General features: G+C 59.6%; 3 protein-coding genes. 1 reads left to right on the top strand and 2 read right to left on the bottom strand.

Going from position 1 to position 2,160, the window contains the following annotated elements; all coding sequences use genetic code 11:
- Positions 1-298 (top strand): NIPSNAP family protein (locus ACESMT_RS07750; RefSeq protein WP_372825991.1); only part of this gene is annotated, 298 nt, incomplete at its 5' end.
- Positions 299-1,191: 893 nt separating this feature from the next.
- Here ACESMT_RS07750 and ACESMT_RS07745 read toward each other — a convergent pair.
- Entirely contained in the window at positions 1,192-1,830 is a 639-nt protein-coding gene (locus ACESMT_RS07745; protein ID WP_372825990.1) for a 2-hydroxychromene-2-carboxylate isomerase, read from the bottom strand.
- Positions 1,831-1,935: 105 nt separating this feature from the next.
- Positions 1,936-2,160, bottom strand: a 225-nt coding sequence (locus ACESMT_RS07740; protein WP_372825989.1) for a hypothetical protein, incomplete at its 5' end; no start/stop codon positions are given.

Here is a 2,160-nt window from a genome sequence, read left to right as displayed (position 1 = left end):
CATGCCCGGCCGCCTGCCAGACGTGAACAATCGATTTCAGACTGTGACCCTGCCGCTTTGGAAGAAGTACGGCATCCGGCCCACGGCATTCTGGACGACCTATGTCGGCCCTAACAACAATGATCTTTACTATCTGCTCGAATGGCGGGATCTAACCGAGCGCGACCAGCTCTGGTCGGCCTTCGCGACAGATCCCGATTGGATCACAGCCCGAGCGCGCTCCGAAGAGAACGGGCCAATAGTGGAGCGTATCGAGAACATGATTCTGGCACCAACAGCCTATTCACCGATCCGGTAGCGCGTGTGCTGCACGTTTAGTGCGCGGCACCTGACCTTGTCGATGGCGCGATTGCTGTCGTCGAACAAACACGGCTCAGTGGTTACCATGGCCGGATGAACGGCCACACTGTCTGGCAGGGACTCAAACACCCCCATCGACCAAGCAGACGTGAAGGTGCACATGAGTGTCAGACTGGAGTGAAGCGGTGGATGAATACTAACGCGCCCGATGGAAGCTTGTGGGTTACAGCTCCCCGGCAAGGGGTCTGCAGGCCTTGCTGCTACACGCGCAATAAAATGCGCAGCGCCGCGTTGGACGAACCCTTCTCGCGATGCAGGTAGTCGCGCAGGCGTTGAAGCACCGACAGCGTCCATTAGCGCACTGGCATGTGGGAAATACTTGGTGCTCCGTGGCCTCGACCGTTCAGCGCGCGTTACACGAGGGGGAGACCCCACGGCCTTTGCAGGAGGCTACCAGGTGGTCGTGTCCGCAGTCGTCACAGCGCGCGCAAAGCCGCGGGCAGTGATACAGCACTTCAGATACTCCCTAAACGCCTTCTCCCCATGCGCTGGCGGGGTGCATGGCCACTCCCCCGGCCGTCGAACTGGCCCGTGCCTGCCAACTCTGCGCTTTGAGCCCATAGCTACGATGACGGCGTGAGCCTTTACCGCCATGACGATGCGATCGTCGGGATGGGTTGTCGAGTTTTCCCTGCGGCGGGATGCCACTATGGAGAGAATCTGTTCGTCTACCGTTATGGCTACGGGCTGTCCGCCCGAGTGGTCAAATATTTGCCCTCCAAATCAAGTCATTGAGTCTTGCTGCAGACCATCGAAGACGCAGAAGAGACTTATCGGAGACACCACAGTGCCGAGGTGATGAGCAGCCGGGCGGCGCCGCCCGGCTGCTCATCACCTGCGTTCGCGCTTCTGCGAAATGCGCCAGCGCATCAGGTCTAGCCGGTCTTGTCCAAAGAACGGTTCTCCTTCGAACACAAAGGTGGGGACGCCCCAATGGCCGGCTGCGCGAAGGTCGGTTTCGTTCTGTTCAATAAGTAGATCGCGGCGCCTCGTGTCGCTTTCAATATCGGCCTCCATCTCACGAAGATCGAGCCCTGCGCGCGCCACGGCCTTTGCGAGGTGATCACCCTGGTCCCATCCGACCACCTTGCCGTTCCATAGAAGGTCCGACACTTCGTTGATGAACTCCAGTGCGCGTCCGCGCAGCGTGGCTTCCGCTCCAAGGCGGTTCAGCCGATGGATATACGGTTGCTCGTCGGAAATCACAAGCGTCCTCGGATCCTGGGTCACTGGGTCCGGCGTAGGCCGAGCGAAGGGCATGCCAAGCTGCTCGGATATACGCTTCGTGTCGATAAGAAGATAGGGGCGCCATAGAGGGTCCATGCGTCTGAAGAAATCAGGTGTGCGAATGGCCAGTGGCCGCACGATGCGGACGTTCCATTGCACTTCGTTGGCTGCCGCGAGCTTGCGCACGTGGTGCAGCGCCAAGTAGCTGTACGGGCTGCGGAAGGACCAAAAGAGATCGACCATCGGGGCTGCGGGTGATAAGAATTGGGGCATTGGATAGACGTCGTTGCGCGGGTGAGGAGAGGGTTCGCCAATGTAAAGCAGGACTCGCCCGCTGGCAAGCGGCTATTAAGCTTTGTGATGACGCCGACCCAGAGACGTGCCGCTGGTATCGATGAAGTCGGCGACACTCTCGCGAATAGCTTCCAGCACCGCTTGCAACGCCGGTGACTCCGGTCGCGATGCGACAGTGGCACTTATAAGGGTTCGTTGAATCTGCGGATCAACCACGTAGGCGGCCGATACACTGCGCTCTGCCAGTTCGCGGTGAAAGCCCATTCGCGCAAGCAGCGT

The organism is Polaromonas sp., from assembly GCF_041689105.1.
Lineage (GTDB): Bacteria > Pseudomonadota > Gammaproteobacteria > Burkholderiales > Burkholderiaceae_C > Polaromonas.
This window is presented reverse-complemented; position numbering and strand designations above follow the sequence as displayed.

Bases quoted from the DNA above. Each gene is read 5' to 3' on its own strand.
- ACESMT_RS07745 (WP_372825990.1), bottom strand. From the start codon at position 1,830: ATGGTCGATCTCTTTTGGTCCTTCCGCAGCCCGTACAGCTACTTGGCG.